Source organism: Longimicrobium sp. (assembly GCF_048594345.1).
GTDB lineage: Bacteria > Gemmatimonadota > Gemmatimonadetes > Longimicrobiales > Longimicrobiaceae > Longimicrobium.
Window position 1 is genome coordinate 1 of record NZ_JBMDXM010000140.1, and the last position, 21,985, is coordinate 21,985.

Sequence of the window (21,985 nt, forward strand, 5' to 3'; positions counted from 1 at the left end):
TGTTGTGTCGGTGTATGTCTTCCCTGGCGCGGGGGGGCGGGCGCGGCCCCCCCCCCCCCCCCCCCCCTCTTCCATCGCCCGAAAACGCCGGCTACTCGCCGTCGCGTCCGCGACCACGGTTGCCATTGCCGTTGCGGCAGCGTCCATTGCCGTTTCCGTTGCCGCGGCCGGCGTTGCAGCGGACTTCGTCGCGTTTGCCCTTGTTCTTGTTGGGCTCGATGCGCGCGCCCGTGCGGTCGTCGTACCCGTCACCGTTGCGGTCGATGACGGTGGACCGCGGACCACCCGGGTAGCTGATGGGGTTGCGCGAGTTGCCCGAGCATGCGGTGGTCGCCAGCATCACGGCCACCGCGCCGGTGGCCAGTCGGGGAAAGTGCTTCATGAGAAAGTCTCCACGTCGAACGTTGACCGCGGGTACGGACGGCCGCCCGCAGGCGTTTGCCGTCCGTTCCGCAAGTGCTGAGCCTTCAGGACGATCGACGCTGCCTCTGGGTCACGGCCGCATCGCCCGCACTCGACACCGGCGGGGCGGCGGGGTAGTTTCGGGGCTCCCGACAGAGCACGACGCCCGAGCCGCCGGACTGAACCGTATGGACGCCCTCACGCAGACCGACTCCGACATCCACCGCCTGCTGGTCGCCGAGGCCGACCGGCAGGAGAACCAGCTGGAGATGATCGCCTCGGAGAACTTCGTTTCGCAGGCGGTGCTGCAGGCGATGGGCTCCGTGCTCACCAACAAGTACGCCGAAGGCTACCCCGGCAAGCGCTACTACGGCGGCTGCGAGGTGGTGGACGAGGTGGAAAAGCTGGCGCAGGAGCGGCTGCTGCGCCTGTTTGGCGCCGACCACGCCAACGTGCAGCCGCACAGCGGCGCGCAGGCCAACATGGCCGTCTACTTTGCGCTGATGGAACCGGGCGACACGCTGCTGGGGATGAACCTGTCCGAGGGTGGCCACCTTACGCACGGCTCGCCGGTGAACTTCAGCGGCCGGCTGTACAACGTGGTTGCGTACGGCGTGCGCCCGGACGACCACCGCATCGACTACGCGGCGCTGCGCGACCAGGCCATGCAGGTGCGCCCCAAGGTGATCGTGGCTGGGGCCAGCGCGTACCCCCGGCAGATCGACTTCGAGGTGTTCGGCGAGATCGCCAAGGAGTGCGGCGCGCGGCTGGTGGTGGACATGGCGCACATCGCCGGCCTGGTAGCCACCGGGCACCATCCCAACCCGGTGCCGTTCGCGGACGTGGTGACGTCGACCACGCACAAGACGCTGCGCGGCCCCCGCGGCGGGCTGATCCTGTCGACGGAGGAGCACGCCAAGGCCATCGACAAGCAGATCTTCCCCGGCATCCAGGGCGGGCCGCTGATGCACGTAATCGCGGCCAAGGCGGTGGCGTTCAGCGAGGCGCTGCGGCCGGAGTTCGGCGATTACAGCGGCCGCGTGATCGCCAATGCCCGCGCGCTGGCCGAGGGGCTGATGGAGCGCGGCTTCAACCTGGTTTCCGGCGGCACCGACAACCACCTGATGCTGGTGGACCTGCGCAACAAGGGTGTCACGGGCAAGGTGGCCGAGAAGGCGCTGGAGCACGCCGGCATTACGGTGAACAAGAACACGGTCCCGGGCGAGACGGAGAGCCCGTTCGTGACCTCCGGCGTGCGCATCGGCACCCCCGCGCTCACCACCCGCGGTCTTGGCGAGGCGGAGATGCGCGAGATCGCCGCCTTCATCGACCGCGTCATCGCCGCCCCGGCCGACGAGGGCGTCGCGAAGCAGGTTGCCGGAGAGGTGCGCGAGCTGTGCGGCCGCTTCCCGCTGTACGGCGAGTGGGCGCGGGCGTAAGGGGCAGGAATAGGGAATAAGCAGCAAAGACGAACGGCCCCGCATCGAGCGGGGCCGTTTTCGTTAACGCCAGTTGACGAAGCCGGTCGATGTTCGCATTGTTCAGTTACGCCTGCGCAGGAGGAGCGAGAATGGCAAAGGAAACGCTGAGCATCGAGCTGGATCCCGTGCTGATCGACCGTGTTCGTCAGTACAGCGAGCAGAACGGAACGGACATCGCTGAGACTATCGGTGAATTGATCTCCACGCTGCCGGCCGATATCGGGGTGCATGCGCCGGATGCGACCCATTCTTCGGTCTCTGGCGACCACCCTTCCGATCTGAACGATGATTGGGAGAAGGATCTTCCCCCCATCACGCGCAGTCTTCTCGGGATTGCATCGGGCAGTTCCGGCGAGGAGGATTACAAGGAGTATCTGTGGCGAAAGTATGGTCAATGACTGTACTGCTCGATGCCAACATTCTTCTGGATTTTCTGCAGCGGCGCCCTGGGTTCGTGAAGCCTGCGGCGGCCCTTTTTGCCGCGATCGAAAAGAAACGCGCCACAGGCTACGTGGCTGGCCATACGATCACGACGATCTATTACATTCTCCGCCGTTCGGAGGGTGCCGCGGCGGCCGTCTCGGCCGTATCCAATCTGCTGGAGGTACTGGAGGTCGTGCCTGTACAGCGGAAGGACTTTGTCCGGGCGCTCGCGTTGGGATGGAGGGATTTCGAAGACGCAGTCCAGGCCGTCTGTGCTGACAAGGTTGGCGCAGACTACCTCGTTACGCGCAATCTGGACGACTTTCGTGACTCACCTGTGCCTGCACATGCTCCCTCACATGTCCTGAGGCTCCTGTGAGCGGTGCGGCTACTACATGACGGACGACGAAGGGCCCCGCGCTTGCGGGGCCCTTCGTCATTCTTGATCAGGCGTCAGCCGATCACACTCACGCACCCCTACGCGCGGAAGTCCGCGACGGCGAGGCGAAGCTGCTGGGCCATGCGCGACAGCGAGTGGACGGACGAGCCCGTCGCAGTCCCTTCGCCGCTGTCGGAGACGGCCGCGATGCGCTGCACGGAGGCCAGCACCTCGGTGCTCTGCGCGGCCATCTCCTCGGCCGCGGCGGCGCTCTCCTCCGCCACGCCGGCCACGGACTCCACCAGCAGCGACAGGCGGCCGAGCTGCGCCGTCATGCCGTCGGCGCTCTCGGCGATGCGCTGTGCCTGGTGGTTGGTGCCGGAAAGCGCGCCCAGGATGTCGTCCAGCGCGCCGGCCGCCTCGCGCGCCATCCCCGTGCCCGCTTCGGCGCTGGCCGTGCCCGCCTGCATGGCGGCGGCGACGCCGGCGGTGCCCTCGCGAATGCCGTTCACCAGCACGGCGATCTCGCCGGTGGAGCGTGCGGAAAGGTCCGCCAGCTTGCGCACCTCCTCGGCCACCACGGCAAAGCCGCGCCCGTGCTCGCCCGCGCGCGCCGCCTCGATGGCGGCGTTCAGCGCCAGCAGGTTGGTCTGCTCGGCGATGTCGTTCACGCGCGCCACGATCTGCTCCACCTCGGCCGAGCGGGCGTCCAGCTGCCGTACGCGGGCGTCGGCCTGCAGCACCGAGGCGCGAATCTCGTCCAGGCTGCCCATCGCCCGCTGGATGGTGGCACTGCTGGCCTGCGCGGCCGCCACGCTGTCGTCCGCCGACGCCGCCAGCGCCCGGGCGTCGCCCGTCACGTGCTCGATCGCCGTCGTCATCTCCTCCATCACCTCCGCCGTGTTCTGCGCCGCCTGCGCCTGGTCCTGCGCGCCGGCGGTAATCTGGTCGATCACGGCGCCCAGCTGCCCCACCAGTTCCGCCGTCTCGGCCGCGCCCGCGCTGATCTCGGTGCTGCTTTCGGCCAGTGAGCCGCTGAGCTGGGTAATGCGGCCGATGGCGGTGCGCATGCGGGCGGCCATCTCGTTGAGCGACTGGATCATGGCGCCCACCTCGTCGCCGCCGCGGGCGACGGCCTGCGCCGTCAGGTCGCCGTCGGCCAGGCGCCGGTTCACGTCCACCGCCTCGCGCAACGGCACCACGATCATACGGGTGATGGCCAGCGCCACCGCCAGCAGCACGGCAAACGCGACCGCCGTGGTGAGGATCATGGCCAGCAGCGCGTTGCGGGCGGCGACGCGGCCGCCGGTCTGCGCCGCGGCGGCCTGCGCCTCGATGCGGTCGGTGAGCACGCCCAGGTCGGTCGCCAGCCGCTCGAAGCTCGCCTCGAACGTCGTCATTCCGCGCACGGCGGCGTCGCGGTCGCGCGGCGCCAGGTCGATGAGCGCCGCGCCGGCGTCCACGTACGCGTCAAGGCTGCCGCGCGCGCCCTCCACGGCTTGCGCCGTCTCGCCCTTCCCCTGCTCCAGCGCCTGCAGCGCCGTGCGCATCCGCGCCACATCCGCGTCGAACGAGGCGCGGGCGGCGCCGGCCGAGGCGGGGCTGGCCACAGCGCGGTACACGTCGGCACGGATGGCGTCGTGCATCATGTCCACGTCGCCCTGCAGCCGGATCTCGGAGGTGGTGCGCGTCACGTCCGCCAGCGCGTCGCCGGTGCGGCGCAGCCCCAGCATTCCGGCGATACCGACGCATAGCACCAGGAAGATGCCGAGCGCGCCGAACACCAGCAGCCGCGTGGCAACGGAGAGGTTTTTCATCGATGGATTGCGGGCCGAACCAGAGAGAACTGCTCGTGAGGTCCGAAACACGCCGAGCGACGCGGCGCGATTTCAGGTCGCGAAATGTAACGCAGCACCCGCGGAGCGGGAAGTGGATGAAGATGGCAGAGGTAGGCTGGCAGCGTTCCTTGATGCACGTTCACTCTGCACACCATCGTGCTTAGATCAGTCATCCTGAGGGAGGCGCCGCAGGTAACCAGTCTTGATCACCAAGCTCTGGCGGCGACCGAAGGACCTTCTTTCCTGCGGCTTGAAAGCTGTCGTCGAGCCCACGTCCCGCGGTCGATTCCATGTACTACGTCTACATTCTCGCAAGTGTCAGACGCACGCTGTACGTGGGCATGACGAATGACTTGCGCAGACGCGTCTACCAGCACAAGACTGGCGCCGTAACGGGCTTCACGTCGCGTTACAGGGTTAACCGGCTGGTCTACTTCGAACTCGCCGACAGTGCGGAGGCGGCGATCGTGCGAGAAAAACAGTTGAAAGGATGGCTCCGGCAACGAAAGCTCGCATTGATCGAATCGATGAACCCGGAATGGGAGGATCTGTCGGATCGCGTGGGGCTGCCGCACATGGCTACCCGCGCTTGCTGAGCTGAGAGGGGTTGCTAAGCTTCCCGGTTAAAATCAGAAGCCAGTCATCCTGAGGGAGCGCCACCAGTAACCTGCATTCAGGCAATCCTTTGCGCGCGACCGAAGGACCTTCGTTCCGCCATTGTGAAGCACGCTCTTGGGCAGAGATCCAGCCCCTCGGTTCTTTTGGCAAGGTCCCTCGGTCGGCACCAAGATGTGATGTACAAGCAGGATGCGACGCGGTGCCTCCCTCAGGATGACTGGTTCGGGCGTGCGGGTTAGCAACCCAGCGAGCAGCGCACGAACTCATCGTGTGCACCGCCTAGCGCCGGCCGAAGGACCTTCTCTCTGCCATCGTGAAGCATGCTCATGGGCAGAGATCCAGCCTATCGGCGCCGCTGGCAAGGTCCTTCGGTCGGCGCCAAACTATGTCGTACAAGCAGTATTCAGCGTGGCGCCTCCCTCAGGATGACTGAGCTCGCAATCGTGGTGAGCGACAGCATTAATGCACTGTGCTTCTCTCGCGCGAACCGGCGGGCGGCTGCGGTGTATGCGTCCGGTCTTGCCCCCGACCGGACAAACGCAGTGCCTGCCATGAAGCGAGCTTACATCGAAACCTACGGCTGCCAGATGAACATCAGCGACAGCGAGCTGATGGCCGGCATCCTGGCGGAGCAGGGGTTCGTCGCCACCGACAAGCCCGACGACGCCGACGTCATCCTGGTGAACACGTGCGCCATTCGCGACCACGCGGAGCAGCGCGTGATCGGCCGCGTGGGCCAGCTGCAGCAGTACCGCCGCGAGGGCGCGCTGATCGGCGTGACCGGCTGCATGGCACAGCGCATGGGCGAAAACCTGCTGGGCCGCGCCGGCGGCGTGGACCTGGTGATGGGCCCCGACGCCTACCGCCAGCTCCCGGACAAGCTGGCCGAGGTGGGCGCCAAGCGCACACCGCGTCCGGCGCTGCCGCTGGCGTTTGGCACGCACGCGCCGCAGCAGCCGCGCGGCCTTACCGTGCTGGGCTTTGACCCGCACGAGAACTACGAGGGCGTGGCGCCCAAGCGCATCTCGGCGGTGAGCGCGTGGGTGCCCATCCAGCGCGGCTGCAACTACCGCTGCACCTACTGCATCGTCCCCTACGTGCGGGGCGACGAGAAGAACCGCGATCCCGTCGCCATCCTGGACGAGGTGCGGGCGCTGGCGCAGGACGGTGTGCCTGAGGTGACGCTGCTGGGGCAGACGGTGAACTCGTGGGAGCACGACGGCTGGAGCTTTCCCCGGCTGCTGCGCGAGGTGGCGCGGGTGGACGGCATCCGCCGCGTGCGCTTTACATCTCCGCATCCCAACGGCTTTACCCGCGAGCTGGTAGAGGTGATGGCCACGGAGCCGGCGGTGTGCAAGCAGCTGCACCTGCCCGTGCAGAGCGGCCACAATCGCACGCTCAAGCGCATGCTGCGCCGGTACACGGTCGAGGAGTACCTGGAGAAGATCGAGTGGGTGCGCGAGGCCATGCCGAACATCGCGCTTTCCACCGACGTGATCGTGGCCTTTCCCGGCGAGACGGACGAGGAGTACGAGGCCACGCTGGAGCTGATGCGCTCCGTGCGCTACGACGACGCGTTCCTGTACAAGTACAGCGAACGCGAGGGCACCCCCGCCACCCGCATGCCGCGCGACCAGTTCGTCCCGGACGAGATCGGCCAGGCGCGGCTGGAGCGGCTGATCGCCACGCACCGCGCCATCCAGGCGGAGCTGTACGCGGCTGAGGTGGGGCGCATCGAGGAGGTGCTGGTGGAGAAGGAGGGCCGCCGCGGCGGGCTGCAGGGGCGCACCGAAAGCAACAAGGTGGTGACCTTCGAGGGCCCGGTAGAGCTGATCGGCAGCTTTGCCGAGGTGCGGCTGGAGTCTACCTCCGGCGCCACCTTTCAGGGCGAGCTGTTCCACGCGATGGCGGCTGCGTGACGGCCCCGCGCTGGCTTCCCGCCGCCGCGGCCGCCGTGTTCGCGGCGGCGCTCGCGTGGCTCAACCGCGGCGAGCGGGTGGCGATCGACGTAGGCGTGGTCACCTTTTACCGCGCGCCCCTGGCCGTCGTCCTTCTGCTGGTGTTCCTGGCGGGGATGGGGGCGATGCTGATGCTGAGCCTGCGCCACGACCGCCGCGTGCGCGAACTGCTCCGCAGCCACGGCCTGCTGCAGCCGGAGGCGCCGCCCGCGCGCGCCGCCAGCGCCTGGGGTGTGGCGCGCGAGCCGGTCCCCACGCGCGACGATACGCCGCCCGCCACCTTTGCGCGCACGGACGAAGCGGCCGTCTCGCACCCGCGGGCGGACGAGCCGACGTCCACGTATCCCGTCGGTGACGAGCGGACGGCCGTGTTTTCCGGCCAGGATGAGCGCCCGTACGTCCGCGACGATGAACCGGCAGCCGCGCATCCTGTAGAGGATCAGCGCCCCGTCTCGTACGCCCGCGACGACGAGCGGACGATCGCATATCCCAGGGAGGATGACCGGACCGTCTCATACCCGCGCGAGGACGAGCGCCGGCTCTCGTATCCCCGCCTGGACGAGGATCCGGCCACCTGAGCGGATGCGGGTGGGCCTGAACCACTCTTCTTTCTTCGCCGCCGCGCCCTCTCCGGGCACGGCGGCTTTCTTTCTTCCACGGATGCGGCGTGCGTCGCGGGCGCTACGCGTACCATCGTCTGCCCGCGTCGCGACGGGAACCCAGGCCAGGTGGTCTGAAGTGTCGCGATTCGAGCGCCGCGTTCTCCGTCCGGGACACGGCACTTTCTATTTTCTAAATCCATCTCTTCACACCGTATGTAAGCGCGTATTTTCCGACTTTCAAGGATTGTGAGGGAAGAGAAAATGCAAAATTGGCAATTTATATGGGATCTATACACTCAAACCGATTGCGTATTGATTCGGGTGAACACTTGATCTGTCGTCAATCTAAGTCTGATATTGTATTAGCCCCGTGAGTGCGGGGCTGCGCGAGCCGGTTGGCCGCGCGCCATTTTCTTGCTGGAGGCATACCCATGCGTAAGCTGAACCTGGACCAGCTGTCGGTGGAGTCGTTCGAGATCAATGCCGAGCCGGCCGGCCGCGGCACCGTGAAGGCTCACGAGTGGACGGAACCGTTCGAGTGCACCGAGTCGGACCTGGTGAGCTGCGGCGGCAGCTGTGGCTACACGAACTGCAACGACAACACGTGTCGTGGCTGCACCGGTGCCAGCTGCGGCGGCACGTGCACCTGCCCCACGCGCGAGATCAGCTGCGAGTACACGTCGCCGGACCCGATGGGCACCTGCTGCGGCCAGACCTGCTGATCAGGCACCGCGAACGCACGTGTCCTCTGCCGCCCCCTGGGTCCTTGCCCGGGGGGCGGCAGCTTTTTCTGGTCGCGGCGGCGCTGATCGACGCCATTACCCATCTCAAGACCCGCGCGGCACCGTGAAGGACAACCCCGCGGCTGCATCTGCTTTGCCCCGTCGTTCATCTGCCGGGCCGCACTCCGACGACGCACCCGGTAACCGCGTCCCCGACGGGTTTGGGGGAGGATGACAGTGTCCGACGCGGCGTGAGGGCACGCTGGTAGAGGGACGAATGAGAGAACGGCACCGTTCCGCCGCGGTGCCGTTCTGATTGTAGTGCACGAGCAACCGCAAGGCAGCAGCTTGTCTATCTAGAACAAACAGCCGAAGCGGACGCAGAATAATGAACGCGCTGGATGGGTTCGGCTCGCGGCGGTGTCGCTTCGGCCTATCCAAGGCCCTGATCCGGCCGCTTGCATGCGACTCTTGCTTTATGTCGGGAAAGGGTGCTTCTTGGTGGTTGAAGCCACTTCAGGCGGCGCCACGACACGGAGGCTCAAAGCACCGCATGAATCTCGTTTGGCTTCGTCATCGGCGGCACGTCACCGCCCAACCAGGAGAGGCAGATGAAAAAGCTCAGGCTGCAGCTGGAAGACCTGCGGATCGACAGCTTCGACACCACCGCGCCGCAGAAGGCAAAGGGGACGGTGTTCGGCGAGCAGTGCACGTGCTACACGCAGTGCACGTGTCCCGGCTGCCCCACCTGCGATGCCAGCTGTAACGGTACCTGCGACGCCAGCTGCAACGGCACCTGTGTCTCGTGCGCCGCATCGTGCGGAGGCACCTGCGACTACAGCTGCAATTGCACGTATGAGGTGTCGTGCAACGGCCAGACGTGTCCCACGGCGCAGGGTCCCAGGCAACTGTGCCGCTACGACTGCGAGGTGTGGTAGCTGCTCGCGCACAGCGCCCCTGGCCAGCCAGGGGCGCTGTGCGCGCTGGGTCACCGTGTGACATCCATTGCTTTACGATGAATGGTACTACCTGCGTGGGCCGCACCTGCAACAACAACGCGTACTGGAGCAACGGACCATGGCTCTACCGCCTGAGCCGCCATCGACCCTGTACCGCTGAACCCTCAGGGAGGCACCCATGAAGCTCAAGCTGAAGCTGGATGACCTGACGGTGGATACCTTTCAGACCACTTCTCCGCCGAAGGCCAAGGGGACGGTGTTCGGGGAGCAGTGCACGTGCTACACGCAGTGCACCTGCCCGGGCTGCCCCACCTGCGATGCCAGCTGCAACGGCACGTGCCACGCCAGCTGCAACGGCACCTGTGTCTCGTGCGCCGCATCATGCAACGGCACGTGTGGGGACAGCTGCGGCTACAGTTGCGACGCCACGTGCGGGGCAAGCTGCGAAAGCTGCTTTAGCGCGGTGCGCGATGAGAGAGACATCTGCCTGATTTGCTGAGCGGATCGGGGCGCGGCGCCGGCTGACGGCGCCGGGCCGCCTCGCATCGCCAGCCGTACTGATCCACTTTTCAACCAGGGAGCCCTCGATGAAGCTCAAGCTGCAGCTGGACGACCTGCGGGTAGACACCTTCGACACAACCGCGCCGCAGAAGGCCAGGGGGACGGTGTTTGGCGAGCAGTGCACGTGCTACACGCAGTGCACCTGCCCGGGCTGCCCCACCTGCGCGAACTACAACACGTGCGACGGTACCTGCAACGCGTCGTGCAACGGCACCTGTGCGTCGTGTGGCGCATCGTGCAACGGCACCTGCGGAGACTCGTGCGATGCCACGTGCAACGGCACGTGCGGCGACACCTGCAACATCAGCTGTGAGAGCTGCCAGTTCTCGTACTGCGATTATACCTGCGTAAACGGCGTGCTGGGCCTTCTCTGCTGAGCCTGACGTGTGCGACCGCGCCGGGATTCGGGAACGGCGCGGTGGCGCAACCGCTTGTCGCTGCATCACATCGAGCGACTGCGTGCTCCTGGTGGCGGATCAGGGTTACACACCCGTGCGGCGGACGCGTTAGAATGCATCCACCCACACCTCCGTCCACCCGAACCATGGACGCGTGACGCAACTGGCACTCCCGCTCGTATCGGCCTTTCTGGCGTTCGTTGTGGGGCTGCTGTTCGGATTGCGCGTGGATTGGGTCACAGGCGGCACTGCCCTCGCGGCGGTGCCGCTTCTGCTTTCACCCTGGCTGCACCGGAGGTGGATCGGCCAGCAGATCCGCGCCGATTCCGTCCGCCTGCTGCTGCTGGCGGCCATGGCGCTGGCGGGTGCGGGGCACGGCGCCGGAGCCCTCGACCGCGCCGAAGGGGACTGCCGCGCGCATTTCGCGGACGGGACGGAGCTCACCGTCCGCGGAGCGCTCGGGGCCAACTGGAACCCGCCCGCAGACCGCAAGGCGCGGCGCCCGCTGCTCCCCCTCGCCGCGGTTTCCGTCGAGTGGGAAGGAAAGCCGATCCCCGGCTGTGGCGGCGGCGTGCGCGTTCGCCTGCCGCGCGAGTCCGAGGCCGCGCTCGCGGGGGCGGAACTGGTGGTGCGGGGGCGATGGACCACGCTGCCGCGGCCGGTGCTGGGGAGCGGCTGGCCGCGCGACCCGGGGTTTACCGGCTACGTGTCGGTGGATTCCATGGCCGTCGCCGCGCCGCCGTCATACGGTGCACACCCGCTGCTGGCCACGCGCGGCCGCACGGAGCGGCAGCTGCACCGGCTGATGGGGCGGCACGGGCCACTGGCGGACGCGCTGCTCCTGGGCCGCCGCGAGACGCTGGACCGCGAGCTGAGCGACCGCTTCGCCAAAACGGGGCTGGTGCACCTGCTGGCCATCAGCGGAACGCACGTGGCGCTGATGGGCGCGGTGTTCGTGCTGATCGGGCGGATGCTGCGGTTGTCGCGCACGCGGGTCGCCGGGCTCACCATCGTCCTTATCACCCTGTACCTGGCCGTGATCGGCGCGCCGCCGTCGGCCGTGCGCTCGGGGATCATGCTCACGCTGACGCTGCTGGCCGTGGTGCTGCAGCGCCCCTCCGCCAGCCTGCCGATCGTCGCGGCGGCGGCGCTGGCGATCCTTGCCCTGCAGCCGATGGCGGTGCTGGACATCGGCTTCCAGCTGTCGTTCGCGGGCGTGCTGGGGATTATCCTGGTCAGCGGCGCCATGATGCGGCGCGTGCCGCCGGCGATGGTCCGCAACCCGGCGGCGCGCTGGCTGACGGAATCGCTCGTCGTAAGCGTAGCCGCGTTCGTGACGACGGCGCCAATCGTGGCGCACCACTTTGGGCAGGTGGCGCCGGTTTCGATCCTCGCCAACCTCCCCGCCATCCCGCTGACCAGCCTGGCGCTGATCGGCATAGGCGCGGCGGCGGCGACGGAGCCGGTGCTGCCGCCGCTGGCGCACCTGCTGGCGGACGGCGCGGGTCTCGCGCGGGACCTGCTGAACGGCGTGGTCGACGTGGCCATCCAGGTGCCCGGCGGGCACGCGGCGGTGGCGCGGCCGCAATGGTGGGCGTGGGCGGCCGCGGCGCTCGTGTTTCTCCTGGCGCTGGACGCCGCGGGGCGGATGCGCGACCGGGTGCGCTGGGCGGTGGCGGGGATGTCGGCCGCGGGGGCGTTCCTGCTGCTGCCGATGGCGGGCGCGGCGGCGGGCGGCGGGCTGGAGATCGACTTCATCGACGTGGGGCAGGGGGACGCAATCGCGCTGCGCACGCCCGCCGGCCGGTGGGTGCTCATCGATGCGGGCGAGCGCGCCGACGGGTGGGACGCGGGGGAGCGGCGCGTGCTCCCCTTTCTGCGCGCCCGCGGGGCCAGACGGATCGAGGCGCTGGTGCTCACGCATCCGCACGCGGACCACATCGGCGGGGCGGGGGCGGTAATGCAGGGCATGCCTGTCGGGCGGGTGATCGACCCCGGGATGCCGATGGGGTCGCCCGTGTATCTGCGGACGCTGCGGGTAGCAGAGGAGCGGGGAATCGACTGGAACGCGGCGCGTCAGGACCGTAGATTGCAGGTCGACGGGGTGGAACTGCTGTTCATGTGGCCCACCGTGGACGCTCTTGACGCCCCCGACGATCCGAACGACATTAGCGCGGTGGTCCGCGTGCGCTACGGCGCCTTTTCCGCGCTGTTCACGGGGGACGCCTCGCTGCTGGTGGAGGAGCGGCTGATCGCCCGCTACGGCGACTCGCTGCGCGCCGACGTGCTCAAGGCGGGGCACCACGGCAGCCGCACCGCATCCTCGGGCCCGTTCCTGGACACGGTCGATCCAGAGCTCGTGGTGGTCTCCGCCGGCGCGCGCAACGACTACGGGCACCCGCACGCCGAGGTGCTGGCACGGCTGGAAGTCCGGGGGATCGACGTGGCGCGCACGGACCGCGACGGCACGGTGCGCATTGCGGTAGAGCCGGGGGGAACCGAGTGGCGAAGGGTGGAGCCGTGAGCCTGCTATCGACGCTGGCCGACAGGGTGCTGGGGCCGCGGGTGCCGGATTGGGAGCTGCCGCACCCGGTGCCGCCCGGCGTGGTGATCCGCCGCAACCGGCTGATCCCGGCCATCGGCGGGTTCTTCATCGGCGGAAGCCGGCGGCCGGCGGGCGCGGTCACGCTGGGGCGCACCATCCTGTGGAACGCCGATTGTCCGGTGACGGACGACCTGATCGTGCACGAGCTGGTGCACGTGGAGCAGTGGAAGGACGATCCGCTGTTCGCGCTCAAGTACTGCGCGGAGTGGTTCAGGCACGGGTATTACGAGAACCCGTTCGAGAAGGTCGCTTACGCACGGCAGCGCGAGTACGCCGCGCAAAAACCGAAATCCGTATCCCCGAGGCCATAGTGAGCCAGCGGTCCGTCGTTACCATCGAGCGGCACATCATCGAGGCGGAGCGGCAGTTCCCGGAAGCCACGGGCGCCTTCTCCAACATCATGTACGACATCGCCTTCGCGGCCAAGATGATCGCGCGCGAGGTGCGCCGCGCGGGGCTGGCGGACGTGCTGGGCTACACCGGCGAGGTGAACGTCCAGGGCGAGGACGTAAAGAAGCTGGACGAGTTTGCGCACGAGGTGATCTTCAAGGCGCTGGACCACACCGGGCACCTGTGCGGGATGGCGTCGGAGGAGGAGGCGGACTTCATCCCCATCCCCGACCGCTTTCCCACGGGCAAGTACTGCGTGCTGTTTGACCCGCTGGACGGCTCGTCGAACATCGAGGCCAACGTGTCGGTGGGCACCATCTTCAGCGTGCACCGCAAGGTGAGCGACCACCCGCGCGGCTGCGTCGAAGACTGCCTGCAGGCCGGCTACAAGCAGGTGGCGGCCGGCTACGTGGTCTACGGCTCGTCCACCATGCTGGTGTACACCACCGGCAACGGGGTGCACGGCTTTACGCTTGAGCCCTCCATCGGCGAGTTCCTGCTTTCGCACCCCAACATCCGCATCCCCGAAAAGGGGCAGCGCATCTACAGCGTCAACGAGGGCAACTACGGCAAGTGGGTGCCGGAGCAGCAGGCGCTGGTAGATTACCTCAAGGGGATGGACGGGCAGATCCCCAAGCCGTTCAGCGCGCGCTACATCGGGTCGCTGGTGGCGGACTTCCACCGCAACCTGCTGTACGGCGGCTTCTTCATGTACCCGGCCGACGTGAAGAACAGGAACGGCAAGCTGCGGCTGCTGTACGAGGCGGCGCCGCTGGCCATGATCGCCGAGCAGGCGGGCGGCTGCGCCAGCGACGGCACGCGCCGCATCAACGACATCGAGCCCGATTCGCTGCACCAGCGCACGCCGCTGTACATCGGCACCACGGAGTACGTGGAGATGGCCGAGCGGTTCCTGGCCGGCAACCGCGGCGCCCCGGAGCCGCTTTCAATCGAGGCGGTGGCGGCGGGGGTGTAGGTGTGAGGGTGTGAGGGTGTGAGGGTGTGAGGGCGGACGGCTCGTCTGGAGCGATTGAAATCGCGGCAACGACGGCGCGCTGTCCGCCTTCGCGGACAAAGATTTTGATGAGCATTGGCGCCCGTTCCCATCCCGGGGCGGGCGCTTTCTCTTTCATCTCCTTGAGATGCCTGAGCTTCCCGACGTCGAGGTGTACCTGGAGGCGCTGGAGCGGCGGATCGGTGGGCAGGTGCTGGCCGGCATTCGCCTGGCCAACCCGTTCGTGCTGCGGACGGTGCAGCCGCGCCCGGCGGAGTTCGCCGGGGCGCGGGTAACGGGGGTGCGGCGGATGGGAAAGCGCATCGTCATCGAGCTGGATGAAGAGCGCTTCATCGTCATCCACCTGATGGTGGCGGGGCGGTTCCGCTGGCTGCAGCCGGGGGCGAACGTGCCGGGCAAGATCGGGCTGGCGGCGTTCGACTTTGAGCACGGGACGCTGGGGCTCACGGAGGCCGGGAGCAAACGGCGTGCGTCCATCCACCTGCTGCGTGGTGCGGAGTCGCTGGGCGCGTTCGACCGCGGCGGGCTGGAGGTGATGGATGCCACGCCGGACGAGTTCCGCGCTGCGCTGCTCAGGGAGCGGCACACGGTCAAGCGCTCACTGACGGATCCGCGCTTGTTCAGCGGCATCGGCAACGCGTACTCGGACGAGATCCTGCACGCGGCAAAGCTCTCGCCGCTCAAGCTGACGGACAAGCTGGACGATGACGAGCACGCGCGCCTGTATGCCGCCACGCGCGACACGCTGCGCCTGTGGACCGAGCGCCTGCGGCACGAGGCGTCGGACGGGTTTCCGGAAAAGGTAAAGGCGTTCCATCCTGGGATGGCGGTGCACGGGCGCTACGGGCAGCCGTGCCCCGTCTGCGGCTCGCCCGTGCAGCGCATCGTCTACGCCGAGAACGAAACCAACTACTGCGCCCGCTGCCAGACCGGCGGCCGGCGCCTGGCGGACCGCGCGATGTCGCGGCTGCTCAAGGAGGATTGGCCGCGGTCGATTGACGAGGTAGAGTAGGCGGATATGAAGGCGGGGACAGGCGAGAAACCCGCGGGCCCTGCCTGGGGCGGGTAAACCCGCAGCTCGAAATGCCATAAGCCCCGCCCTGGGGTTCGCGGAGCTCACCCGGCGGGGCTTCAACCCCTCGCATGTGCCAGCCTCGCACCGATTCATGGACCTTCACCCGCACCAGGTGAAGCCCGGTTTGGCGAGCTCTGGGAGCCAAGACCGGGCTTATGGCCTTTCCAGCCGCGGCTTTAGCCGCCCCAGGGCCCGCCCCACCTCACCCCGGCCGCGGCCGCACGCGGCTCGTGGCCTGGGCCTGGAGCGGGTCGTCGGGCCAGTAGTGTTTGGGATAGCGGCCCCTGAGGTCCTTCTTGACCTCGAAATAGCCGGTCTTCCAGAAGCTGGCGAGGTCGCGCGTCACCTGGACCGGCCGGTGCGCGGGGGAGAGCAGGTGGATGGTGAGCGGCACGCGCCCGCCCGCGACGCGCGGCGTGGCCGTCATTCCGAACAACTCCTGCAGCCGCGCCGCCAGCACCGGCGCGTCCGGATCCGCGTAGTCGATGGGGATGCGCGAGCCGCTGGGCACCTCCAGGTGCGACGGCGCCAGCTCGTCCACCGCCGTCCGCCGCTCCCACCCCAGCATCCCCAGCAGGATCTCGTGCAGGTCGATGCGCTGCACCTCGTCCAGCCGCGACATGCCGTAGACGTACGGGCCCAGCCACTCCGCCAGGCTCTCCGCCAGCGCCGCATCCGATACGTCCGGCCACGACGGATCGTGGTGATGCAGGAACGCGATGCGCTCGCGCAGCTGCGCGGCGCCCTTGCTCCACCCCAGCGCGCCGACGCCCTGGTCGGCGATCGCCCGCAGCAGCGCGGCGGCGACGAGGTCCGGATCGGGGTTGGGCAGCATCGCCTCGCGCAGCACCAGCGCGCCCAGCCGCTCCCGTCGCCGCGCGCGCACCGCCTTTGCCTCCGCGTCCCAGGCGACGGCTTCCTCGCGCTGGATCTGGTCCGCGAAGTGGCGCTCGATCTCGTCCTGCTCCACGGGCGCGGCCAGGTAGACGCGGCTCTCGCGCCCCTGTCCATCCAGCTCCGCCGCGACAATCCAGGCGGAGGACGCCAGCGGATCGGACTCCGCCAGGGCGGCGCCGCGGCCGTTGCGCAGCAGAAAGCGCCCCGGCTTGCCCGTTCGCCGCTGGCCGATGCGGTCCGGGTACGCCAGCGCCAGCAGCAGCCCGGTGGCGGACGGATCGCCGTCGCCGCCGCGGATGCTCAGGCGGCGGCGCCACTCGCGCGACTCCGCCCGGACGCGGCGCAGCGCCCCCACATCCGCCGGCGTGCGGACGCGGCGGTTGGTGGCGAGGTCGCGCAGCGCCTCCAGCCGCAGGCGCAGGTCCGCGTCGGGCGGCGCGTCACCGCGGCGAAAGACGTCGCGCTCGCCCAGCAGCGCGGCCAGGTCGCACGCCACCCCACCAAGCCCCAGCTCCCGTCCGCGCAAGAGCATGTGCGCCAGCCGCGGATGCAGCGGCAGCTCCGCCATCCGCCGCCCGTGCACGGTGACGGCGCCCGATCCATCCAGCGCGCCCAGCTCGCCCAACAGCTCGCGCGCCTGCGAGAACGCGGCGGCGGGCGGGGGATCCAGCCACGCCAGCTCCGCGGGATCGGCCACGCCCCACGCGGCCAGTTCCAGCGCCAGCGGCGCCAGGTCCGCGTCCAGGATCTCCGGCGTGCCGTGCGGCACCAGCCCCGCCTGCGCGTGCTCCGGCCACATCCGCCAGCACACACCCGGCGCCACGCGTCCCGCCCGCCCGCACCGCTGCTCCGACGACGCGCGCGACACCGTCACCGTCTCCAGCCGCGTCATTCCCGTGCGCGGCGAAAAGCGGGGAACGCGCATCATCCCCGAGTCCACCACCACGCGCACGCCCTCGATGGTCAGGCTGGTCTCCGCGATCGACGTGGAGAGCACGACCTTGCGGCGGCCGGGCGGGCTGGGGGCGATGGCCTCGTCCTGCGCGGGCTGCGGCAGGTTGCCGTACAGCGGCATCACCCGCACGTCCGGCGGAAGGCCGCCGTCGCGCAGCATCTCCTCCACACGGTGGATCTCCCCCGCGCCGGGGAGAAAGACCAGCACGTCGCCCTCGGACGACTCCGTCGCCTGGCGAACGACGCGCGCCACGGCCGGCTCCATCCGTCCCTCGATCCGCGTCGGCTGATAGCGGACGTCCACGGGAAAGCTGCGCCCCTGGCTGGTGACGATCGGCGCGTCCCCCAGCAGCGCGGCGACGGGGGCGCCGTCCAGGGTGGCGCTCATCACCAGCAGGCGCAGGTCTTCGCGCAGCACGGACCGCGATTCCAGCGTGAGGGCAAGGCCCAGGTCCGCGTGCAGGCTGCGCTCGTGGAACTCGTCAAAGATGACGATGCCTACGCCGTCCAGCGCCGGGTCCGTCTGCAGCATGCGCGTCAGCACGCCCTCGGTCACGACCTCGATGCGCGTCGTGGGACCCACGCGAGTCTCCATCCGCACGCGGTAGCCCACCGTACCGCCCACCTCTTCGCCGCGCAGCCGCGCCATGTGCCGTGCCGCCGCCCGCGCCGCCAGCCGCCGCGGCTCCAGCATGACGATGCGGCGCCCCGCCAGCCACGGCTCGTCGAGCAGCGCCAGCGGCACGCGCGTGGTTTTGCCCGCGCCCGGCGGCGCCTGCAGCACGGCCGCTCCGTCTCCTGCGAGCGCGGCCTTCAGTTCCGGGAGTGCGGACTCGATGGGGAGTGTGGACATGCGGGGAAGATAGCAGGCTGCTGGCCGTGGCGGGACTGGGGGAGGGCGCGACCCGACGGGCCCTCTCCCCCGACCGGCCTTTTGCTCGTTCCTCGCAACGGCGGTCGACCCCTCCCCCAACTTCGGGGGAGGGGTGGTTGCGGAAGGCGCGGCGCGCTTCGGAGATGTCGAAGCGGGATCGAAGTCTCCCCTCTCCGCGAGGAACGAGCGGGGAGGGGCCGGGGGAGGGGCATACCGTAGGACGCCAGTTCGATGTCTGTCGAAGCCCCTCCGACCCGACAGGCCCTCTCCCCCGACCGGCCTTTTGCTCGTTCCTCGCAATGGCGGTCGACCCCTCCCCCAACTTCGGGGGAGGGGTGGTTGCGGAAGCCGCGGCGCGCTTCGGAAGGTGTCGAAGCGGGATCGAATCGCCCTCCGCGAGGGATGAACAGGGAGGGGCCGGTGAGGCGTTGTTCGCACGCACAGGCCTGGAGGAAACGAAACAACCCCTCCCCCGAAGTTGGGGGAGGGGTCGCCGCGAGCCGCGAGGAACGAGCGGCGAAGTCGGCGGGGGAGAGGGCCCCCGCGGGTCGCGCCGGACTATCTGGTCACTCTCACACTCCTTACACCCTCACCTCAGCCTCAGAACGGCATCCCGAAGCCGAAGTTCAGGCTCGTCCGCTCGCCGGACGCGACCGTCACCGTGACCGTCTGGCCGGCGACGTGGTAGAAGGCGCCGCCGCCGATGCCGGTGTGCAGCTCGCCGTCCGACTCGCCGTCGTACCACACGCGGCCTGCATCCATCAATCCCATCACCCCAAAGACGCCGCGCGCCAGCAGGTTCAGCCGCACCAGCGGCATCCGCAGCTCCGCCCCGCCAAACGCCATCATGTCGCCCGCGAAGCGCTGGCCCGTGTAGCCGCGCAGCGTGCTGCCGCCGCCCAGGAACGCGGATTCGAAGAAGGGAAAGTCGCCCCACACCCGCTTGCCGCCCGCCCGCAGCGCCACCACCGGCCCCGCGCCCAGCGACAGGTAGGTGGCCGCCATCACGTGCGCTTCGCCAAACGCGCCGTCCGCGTCCAGAACCGCGGGGTAGGCCGATCCGCCCGTCTCCAGGCGCCAGCCGCGGCGCGGAAAGCTGGGCACGTCGCGGCCATCCAGCTCCAGCTCGGTGCGGAATCCCAGCTGGCCAAAGGTGTCGAAGCCGATCGGCCGCTCGACGTCCAGCGGGCTGCCGGACTCCAGCTCGGGGTCCGTCCACTGCAGCACGGGCCCCAGTTCGATGGTCCCGCGGCGGCCGACGGGAAAGTGCAGCGAGGGCTCTACGCGCACCTGCCGCAGCCAGCTGTCGCGCAGCTCGCGCGGCACGTCCTTGTCCGTATTGTTGCCAAAGCCGAAGAAGCGCACGTTCTCCAGGTTGCTGGCGTACGAATCCAGCGAATACCAGTGGCGCGCGTTCTCAGGGTGCAGGTCGCCCGCGGCGGAAACCAGGAAGCGGTTCTCCGTGGGCGCCCAGCCCACGCGCGCGTGCGCCTCCCACGCGTGCGGCGCGCGGCGGAACGAGTAGCTGGTTTGCTGCGGCCCGCCGCCGATCACCGGGCCGGCGCCGCGCTTCCAGTCCACGAACGGCCGGAACAGCGAGCTGCTGGAACCCCACTCGCGATAGGTGCGGTGCCCGGTGATGGCCGAGCTGTCCACCGGCGCCTCCCACTCGCGCTGGTCCACGCGCGTCACCGGCCCGCGCACGAAGCGGTTTTCGCCGCGATGGTCGTAAAAGGCCACGCCCGACGAGCGCGACGAGTCTTCCATCACGTCGTCCCCCCCGCCGCCGATCACGCGGATCCCCACGCCGTGGCCGGTGCCCCGCACCACGGCGCGGTCGTCGCCGCCCTGCAGGTACAGGCGCACGTCGTCCGTCTCTTCCGGAAGAAAGCGGCGCTGGTAGGTGACGAAGCGGCGCTCGTTGTCGCCCGCGCCGGTGACCGTGACCTCTACCGATCCGTCCGCGTGGCGGTCGATGACGGCCACCTCGTCCACGTCGGTCGCGTAGACGTCCACGTTCTGCGAGAGGCGCTTGTAGAACAGCTCCGCCTGTCCGGGAAGCGCCTCGCGCCGGGCGCGGAGAATCTCCACCAGCCGCACGCGCTCCCCCTGCTGGTACTCCGGCGGAAGCGCGCCGACGGCGCGCTCGATGGCGGCGTCGGTGAGCCGCGCGCGCAGCTGGACCACCACCGAGTCCCACGCGGTGCGCGGCAGGTCGGAGAGCAGGCGCCGGTCCAGCGGCTCCGCCTGCACGGTCAGCCCCGTCAGGCTGGGAAACTCCCTGTCGAAGCGCACGTTGCGGATGAACGCGGCGCGGCCGATGGCAAGGAGCAGCCCCTCGTGGTTCACGAACGCGTTGTCGCGGTCGCGCGGCACGGGGCGCCACACGCGCAGGTCGCCGCGGTCAAAGCGCGCCCACCGCCACTGGTCCTCGTGGCGGTCCCAGTCGCCCATGTAGATGTCCATCAGCCGCGCCGCCAGGTACTCGCGGCTGTTCAGACGGTTGATGGGGCTGTCTTCCAGGTCGTCCAGGAACTCCTCCGTCCCCTTCACCTTCACGGCGCCGGCAAACGCCGGCCCGTCCATCTGCCCCTCGCGGGTGGGAACGCCGCAGCTTTCGTCCAGCGGGTCCGCTTCCGCGGCCTCTTCCTCGCCGCCGGTCTGCCCGGGCTCGTCGCCGCCCGCGTCGGTGTCGGCCTCGTCGGCGGGATCTTCTGGGTCGTTCTCGTCCGCGCGCTCTTCGATGTGGCCCACCAGGTTGGCGAAGCGCTCGCGGCACTGCCCCAGCGACGCGCGATCCCGCATCACCACCATCCGCGGCGCGGCGTGCAGAATGCCGGCGGCCTCCAGCAGCGGCGCGGCCAGGCGCGGCGAGCCCGGGTGCGAGGCGCTCACCTGGTCCTGCACCACCCACTCCACCAGCGTGCCCTCGAACTCGGGCCCCAGCCCCTTGGAAACGTTCTTGTTGATGGAGCGGAATACGTAGCGCCGGCCGTCCGCGCCCAGCATGTGCAGCGTGTTGGAGGCAAAGTCGCCGCCCGCGCGCAGGGGCGTAAGCCCGCCGGCAAAGGTGTCGGGGTCCAGCACCTCCACGCGCACGGTGCGCGTCCACAAGTGGCGCCAGTTCTGGCCCCACAGCCACCGCTGCACGCCGCCGGCCCGGTACTCCGGCCCCACCACCACCGTCACCGAGTCCTGCGCCCGCGCCGCGGGGGCCAGCGCGCCCGCCATGGCGGCGAGCAGCAGGAAAACACGAAGGGTTCGCGCCATATGCTCACATGGTAAGTCCGGCCGCGCGAAAGCCCCGGAAAACTCTGGGCTCGCGACGGCCGGTGACTCGTCAGGCCGTAGCACGGGGTGCAGGTATGATGCCGCGGAGCGAGCGTGCGCTTTGGCCGGTGCACGGAACCTGTTCAATGGATCTCGGACGAGGTCTGCCTTCAGGGCGACCCCAGGCTGCACGATGCTCTCCCGCGACGGATGAAGCGCATCGTGTTGAATCACCGCGCTGCGCAACGGTCCTGTGGATGTGGATCGCGGGCGGCGGCGTCCTTGTGCTGCCCGGAACCGCGGGGCCGGTGCCGGGAGGATGACGATCGTCGCGTGCGCTCCGAGGATGGTTTCGCGTTTCGGTCCGGCCGGCGCCGATCTGCTCGATCGATCGTAAGTGATTGTCGATCAAAGACATCCGCCCGTGCGTTCACTTTGGATTGTCCCTCCGGCGCCACAACCCTGCTTCCGCCTAATGCTCGGCTAATCGACGCGCGTAAACTTTTTGGATGCGAATTACGTCATAGGGTCCAGACGGGCGGGACGGACACTTTCAATCGCCAT

Annotated in this window: 18 protein-coding genes; 14 read left to right on the forward strand and 4 right to left on the reverse strand. The window is 69.0% G+C overall.

Annotated elements, in window-relative coordinates; all coding sequences use genetic code 11:
* Positions 1–91: 91 nt before the first annotated feature.
* Positions 92–382, reverse strand: coding sequence for a hypothetical protein (locus ACOJUJ_RS15505; protein WP_420127800.1), 291 nt, complete (start codon positions 380–382; stop codon positions 92–94).
* Positions 383–590: 208 nt separating this feature from the next.
* On the opposite strand from ACOJUJ_RS15505, the gene glyA reads away from it, so the two are divergent.
* From glyA to ACOJUJ_RS15520, 3 genes are all read left to right on the forward strand, one after another.
* A complete protein-coding gene (gene glyA / locus ACOJUJ_RS15510; protein WP_420127801.1) occupies positions 591–1,841 on the forward strand; it encodes a serine hydroxymethyltransferase in 1,251 nt (416 codons plus the stop codon).
* A gap of 131 nt (positions 1,842–1,972) precedes the next feature.
* Positions 1,973–2,281, forward strand: coding sequence for a DUF6364 family protein (locus ACOJUJ_RS15515; protein WP_420127802.1), 309 nt, complete (start codon positions 1,973–1,975; stop codon positions 2,279–2,281).
* Positions 2,278–2,685, forward strand: a complete 408-nt coding sequence (locus tag ACOJUJ_RS15520) for a PIN domain-containing protein (RefSeq protein WP_420127803.1) — start codon at positions 2,278–2,280, stop codon at positions 2,683–2,685. The genes ACOJUJ_RS15515 and ACOJUJ_RS15520 overlap by 4 nt, the downstream gene beginning before the upstream one ends.
* Before the next feature lie 98 nt (positions 2,686–2,783).
* Here the strand turns inward: ACOJUJ_RS15520 and ACOJUJ_RS15525 are convergent, their stop codons facing one another.
* Positions 2,784–4,502 (reverse strand): methyl-accepting chemotaxis protein, encoded by a 1,719-nt coding sequence (locus tag ACOJUJ_RS15525; protein WP_420127804.1) that lies wholly within the window; start codon positions 4,500–4,502, stop codon positions 2,784–2,786.
* A 311-nt stretch (positions 4,503–4,813) separates the two neighbouring features.
* On the opposite strand from ACOJUJ_RS15525, the gene ACOJUJ_RS15530 reads away from it, so the two are divergent.
* The 11 genes from ACOJUJ_RS15530 (at position 4,814) to ACOJUJ_RS15580 (ending at position 15,363) form a co-directional block, all read left to right on the forward strand.
* Positions 4,814–5,119 (forward strand): GIY-YIG nuclease family protein, encoded by a 306-nt coding sequence (locus ACOJUJ_RS15530; RefSeq protein WP_420127805.1) that lies wholly within the window; start codon positions 4,814–4,816, stop codon positions 5,117–5,119.
* Positions 5,120–5,692: 573 nt separating this feature from the next.
* Positions 5,693–7,060 (forward strand): tRNA (N6-isopentenyl adenosine(37)-C2)-methylthiotransferase MiaB, encoded by a 1,368-nt coding sequence (gene miaB, locus ACOJUJ_RS15535; protein ID WP_420127806.1) that lies wholly within the window; start codon positions 5,693–5,695, stop codon positions 7,058–7,060.
* Complete coding sequence (locus tag ACOJUJ_RS15540; protein ID WP_420127807.1) at positions 7,057–7,677, forward strand: hypothetical protein; 621 nt, start codon at positions 7,057–7,059, stop codon at positions 7,675–7,677. Before miaB ends, ACOJUJ_RS15540 begins: the two co-directional genes overlap by 4 nt.
* A 455-nt stretch (positions 7,678–8,132) precedes the next feature.
* A complete protein-coding gene (locus ACOJUJ_RS15545; protein ID WP_420127808.1) occupies positions 8,133–8,423 on the forward strand; it encodes a pinensin family lanthipeptide in 291 nt (96 codons plus the stop codon).
* 611 nt (positions 8,424–9,034) lie between these two features.
* Entirely contained in the window at positions 9,035–9,361 is a 327-nt protein-coding gene (locus tag ACOJUJ_RS15550) for a hypothetical protein (RefSeq protein WP_420127809.1), read from the forward strand.
* A 199-nt stretch (positions 9,362–9,560) separates the two neighbouring features.
* Positions 9,561–9,881, forward strand: coding sequence for a hypothetical protein (locus ACOJUJ_RS15555; RefSeq protein WP_420127810.1), 321 nt, complete (start codon positions 9,561–9,563; stop codon positions 9,879–9,881).
* 88 nt (positions 9,882–9,969) lie between these two features.
* Entirely contained in the window at positions 9,970–10,320 is a 351-nt protein-coding gene (locus ACOJUJ_RS15560) for a hypothetical protein (protein ID WP_420127811.1), read from the forward strand.
* Between the two features lie 175 nt (positions 10,321–10,495).
* Positions 10,496–12,865 (forward strand): DNA internalization-related competence protein ComEC/Rec2, encoded by a 2,370-nt coding sequence (locus tag ACOJUJ_RS15565; protein ID WP_420127812.1) that lies wholly within the window; start codon positions 10,496–10,498, stop codon positions 12,863–12,865.
* Entirely contained in the window at positions 12,862–13,257 is a 396-nt protein-coding gene (locus ACOJUJ_RS15570; protein WP_420127813.1) for a hypothetical protein, read from the forward strand. Before ACOJUJ_RS15565 ends, ACOJUJ_RS15570 begins: the two co-directional genes overlap by 4 nt.
* Positions 13,257–14,312: a class 1 fructose-bisphosphatase gene (gene fbp, locus ACOJUJ_RS15575; RefSeq protein WP_420127814.1), complete on the forward strand. Its 1,056-nt coding sequence runs from the start codon at positions 13,257–13,259 to the stop codon at positions 14,310–14,312. Before ACOJUJ_RS15570 ends, fbp begins: the two co-directional genes overlap by 1 nt.
* Positions 14,313–14,478: 166 nt before the next feature.
* Positions 14,479–15,363 (forward strand): Fpg/Nei family DNA glycosylase, encoded by an 885-nt coding sequence (locus ACOJUJ_RS15580; RefSeq protein WP_420127815.1) that lies wholly within the window; start codon positions 14,479–14,481, stop codon positions 15,361–15,363.
* 265 nt (positions 15,364–15,628) lie between these two features.
* Here the strand turns inward: ACOJUJ_RS15580 and hrpB are convergent, their stop codons facing one another.
* Complete coding sequence (gene hrpB, locus ACOJUJ_RS15585) at positions 15,629–18,130, reverse strand: ATP-dependent helicase HrpB (protein ID WP_420127816.1); 2,502 nt, start codon at positions 18,128–18,130, stop codon at positions 15,629–15,631.
* A 621-nt stretch (positions 18,131–18,751) separates the two neighbouring features.
* The gene (locus tag ACOJUJ_RS15590; protein WP_420127817.1) at positions 18,752–21,421 is read right to left on the reverse strand and encodes a BamA/TamA family outer membrane protein; all 2,670 of its coding nucleotides are present in this window, start codon (positions 21,419–21,421) and stop codon (positions 18,752–18,754) included.
* Positions 21,422–21,985 lie beyond the last annotated feature (564 nt).

Excerpts from the sequence above, each read along its gene's own strand:
- miaB (WP_420127806.1), top strand. The coding sequence starts at position 5,693 with ATGAAGCGAGCTTACATCGAAACCTACGGCTGCCAGATGAACATCAGC.
- hrpB (WP_420127816.1), bottom strand. The coding sequence starts at position 18,130 with ATGTCCACACTCCCCATCGAGTCCGCACTCCCGGAACTGAAGGCCGCG.
- ACOJUJ_RS15590 (WP_420127817.1), bottom strand. The coding sequence starts at position 21,421 with ATGGCGCGAACCCTTCGTGTTTTCCTGCTGCTCGCCGCCATGGCGGGC.
- ACOJUJ_RS15580 (WP_420127815.1), top strand. The coding sequence starts at position 14,479 with ATGCCTGAGCTTCCCGACGTCGAGGTGTACCTGGAGGCGCTGGAGCGG.
- ACOJUJ_RS15505 (WP_420127800.1), bottom strand. The coding sequence starts at position 382 with ATGAAGCACTTTCCCCGACTGGCCACCGGCGCGGTGGCCGTGATGCTG.
- ACOJUJ_RS15530 (WP_420127805.1), top strand. The coding sequence starts at position 4,814 with ATGTACTACGTCTACATTCTCGCAAGTGTCAGACGCACGCTGTACGTG.
- glyA (WP_420127801.1), top strand. The coding sequence starts at position 591 with ATGGACGCCCTCACGCAGACCGACTCCGACATCCACCGCCTGCTGGTC.
- ACOJUJ_RS15545 (WP_420127808.1), top strand. The coding sequence starts at position 8,133 with ATGCGTAAGCTGAACCTGGACCAGCTGTCGGTGGAGTCGTTCGAGATC.
- ACOJUJ_RS15560 (WP_420127811.1), top strand. The coding sequence starts at position 9,970 with ATGAAGCTCAAGCTGCAGCTGGACGACCTGCGGGTAGACACCTTCGAC.
- ACOJUJ_RS15550 (WP_420127809.1), top strand. The coding sequence starts at position 9,035 with ATGAAAAAGCTCAGGCTGCAGCTGGAAGACCTGCGGATCGACAGCTTC.
- ACOJUJ_RS15520 (WP_420127803.1), top strand. The coding sequence starts at position 2,278 with ATGACTGTACTGCTCGATGCCAACATTCTTCTGGATTTTCTGCAGCGG.
- ACOJUJ_RS15555 (WP_420127810.1), top strand. The coding sequence starts at position 9,561 with ATGAAGCTCAAGCTGAAGCTGGATGACCTGACGGTGGATACCTTTCAG.
- ACOJUJ_RS15525 (WP_420127804.1), bottom strand. The coding sequence starts at position 4,502 with ATGAAAAACCTCTCCGTTGCCACGCGGCTGCTGGTGTTCGGCGCGCTC.
- ACOJUJ_RS15515 (WP_420127802.1), top strand. The coding sequence starts at position 1,973 with ATGGCAAAGGAAACGCTGAGCATCGAGCTGGATCCCGTGCTGATCGAC.